This window comes from Streptomyces sp. NPDC059564 (genome assembly GCF_042735575.1).
Lineage (GTDB): Bacteria > Actinomycetota > Actinomycetes > Streptomycetales > Streptomycetaceae > Streptomyces.
On record NZ_JBHWBP010000595.1, the window covers coordinates 1 to 2,638 of the forward strand.

At 68.8% G+C, this 2,638-nt stretch carries 2 protein-coding genes and 2 pseudogenes; all 4 read right to left on the reverse strand.

Annotation, left to right across the window (positions count from 1 at the left end; genetic code table 11):
- A pseudogene (locus ACFV0Q_RS40675) lies at positions 1-726 on the reverse strand (histidine kinase); the annotation flags it as partial.
- A gap of 56 nt (positions 727-782) precedes the next feature.
- Positions 783-1,472, reverse strand: coding sequence for a response regulator (locus ACFV0Q_RS40680; RefSeq protein WP_385013031.1), 690 nt, complete (start codon positions 1,470-1,472; stop codon positions 783-785).
- Positions 1,473-1,574: 102 nt separating this feature from the next.
- The gene (locus tag ACFV0Q_RS40685) at positions 1,575-2,300 is read right to left on the reverse strand and encodes a potassium-transporting ATPase subunit C (protein ID WP_385013033.1); all 726 of its coding nucleotides are present in this window, start codon (positions 2,298-2,300) and stop codon (positions 1,575-1,577) included.
- 6 nt (positions 2,301-2,306) lie between these two features.
- Positions 2,307-2,638: pseudogene (locus tag ACFV0Q_RS40690) on the reverse strand (potassium-transporting ATPase subunit B); the annotation flags it as partial.

A 2,638-nucleotide genomic window follows, 5' to 3' on the forward strand; every position in this document is an offset into this window, starting at 1 on the left:
GGGCCCGCCGGTGAGCCCGACGACGATCCGCTCGCGCGCCTGCCAGGTGGAGCGGATGTCGTGCTCGCCCCGGTACTGCTGGAGGTACTCGTCCACCCGGTCGGCGACCCACAGCAGCGCCAGTTCGCGCAGCGCGGTGAGGTTGCCCGGCCGGAAGTAGTTCGAGAGCGCCGCGTCGACCTTGTCGGGCTTGTAGACGTTGCCGTGGGCCATGCGGCGGCGCAGGGCCTGCGGGGACATGTCGACCAGCTCGATCTGGTCGGCACGGCGGGCGACTTCGTCGGGTACGGTCTCCCGCTGGCGGACACCGGTGATGGTCTCCACGACGTCACCGAGTGATTCGAGGTGCTGGATGTTGACGGTGGACACGACGTCGATCCCCGCCTGCAGCAGCTCCTCGACGTCCTGCCACCGCTTGGCGTTGCGCGAACCCGGCACGTTGGTGTGCGCGAGCTCGTCCACCAGCACCACGGCGGGACGGCGCGCGAGGATCGCGTCGACGTCCATCTCGGTGAAGACGGAGTCCCGGTACTCCAGTTCGCGCCGCGGGATCAGTTCGAGGCCGTGCAGCATCACCTCCGTGCGCGGCCGGCTGTGGTGCTCCACGAAGCCGACGACGCAGTCGGTGCCCCGCTCGACCCGGCGGTGTGCCTCGGAAAGCATCGCGTACGTCTTGCCGACGCCCGGTGCCGCACCGAGGTAGATGCGGAGCTTGCCGCGTCCCATGTGTCCGACTCTTCCTCTGTGCCGACGATCGGGCGGGGTGGATGGGTATATGTGGGTCAGGGTTCGAAGCGGTAGCCCATGCCCGGTTCGGTGATCAGGTACCGCGGGTGGGAGGGGTCCGCTTCCAGTTTGCGGCGCAGTTGGGCCATGTAGACCCGCAGGTAGTTGGTGTTCTCGCTGTACGTGGGCCCCCACACCTCCAGCAGCAGCCGCCCCTGGGTGATCAGCCGGCCGGGGTGGGTGAGGAGGATCTCCAGCAGGTGCCACTCGGTCGGGGTCAGGCGCACCGTGCGCTCGCCCCGCCGTACCTTCTTCGCCACCAGGTCCACGGTGAACTCGTCGGTCGTGACGACGGCGATCTCGTCGGCCCGGGACGCCTCGGGCGCCTCCTGCCTGCGGGTGGCCGCGCGCAGGCGGGCCAGCAGCTCGTCCATGCTGAACGGTTTCGTCACGTAGTCGTCCGCGCCCGCGTCGAGAGCCCGGATCTTCTCCTCGGAGGTGTGGCGTGCGGAGAGGACCAGGATGGGGACCCGGCTCCAGCCGCGGACGCCCTTGATGACCTCGATGCCGTCCATGTCGGGCAGACCGAGGTCCAGCACGATGACGTCCGGTTTGCGGGCGGCCGCGAGCCGCAGGGCCGAGCCCCCGTCGGGAGCCTCCTCGACGTCGAACTTGCGCGCCTGGAGGTTGATCTTCAGGGCGCGGACGAGCCGGGGATCGTCCTCCACCACCAGCACCCGGGTCATGGGCGTGCAGCCTTTCCTTCGTTGGGGGCGGTCGTCGTAAGCGGGTGAGGGGGCCGGCGGGACGCTGCGCCCCGCCGGCCCCGACGCGTGCTCCGCGCACCATCAGCTCTTGGACGGAGTGGAGAGCGCCTTCAGGGCCGTGTTGAGTTCGAGGACGTTGACGCGGGGTTCGCCCATGAAGCCGAGCGTGCGGCCCTGCGTGTGGTCGGCGACGAGCTTCTGGACCTGCTTGACGTCGAGCTTGTTCTGCTCGGCGACCCGGTGGATCTGGAGCTCGGCGTACTCGGGGGAGATGGCCGGGTCGAGGCCGGAGCCGGAGGAGGTGACGGCGTCGGCGGGTACGTCCTCGGGCTTGACCTTGTAGGAGGCGGTGGAGTTGTCGGTGATGACGGCGTCCTTGGCGGCGAGGACCTGGGCACAGAGGCTGCCCTCCTCGGCGTCCTTCGTGCAGACGCCGTCGACCGCGCCGCTGTCGGCGGCCTTGTTGGTGGCGCCGGAGAGCAGCAGTCCGTACTGGGTGTTGACGCTGTTGGCACCGAGGCCGTTGGAGGGGCGGGGCTGGAACCACTTGAGGTCCGGCTTCGCCGTCTCCTCGGCGTCGTTCGGATCCTGCTTGGGCAGGTTGTAGGTCTGGCCGATGAGGGAGGAGCCGACGACCCGGCCGGTCTTGTCCTTGATCTCGGAGCCGTTGGCCTGGTCGCTGAACAGCGCCTGGGCGATCCCGGTGACGGCCAGCGGGTAGAGCACGCCGCACAGGACGGTCAGCACCAGCAGGGCTCGGAGGCCGGCCCCGATGAGGCGGGCGGTGTTGCCTACGGAGTTGTTCATCGCAGATCAGCCGATTCCGGGGATGAGGGAGATGAGGAGGTCGATGAGTTTGATGCCGATGAACGGGGCGATGAGGCCGCCGAGTCCGTAGAGGCCGAGGTTGCGGCGGAGCATCTTGTCGGCGCTGGAGGGCCGGTACCGGACGCCCTTGAGGGCGAGCGGGACGAGCGCGATGATGATCAGCGCGTTGAAGATGACCGCGGAGAGGATCGCGGATTCGGGGGAGGCCAGGCCCATGATGTTGAGCTTGTCGAGGCCCGGGTAGACCACGGCGAACATGGCCGGGATGATCGCGAAGTACTTCGCGACGTCGTTGGCGATCGAGAAGGTGGTCAGGG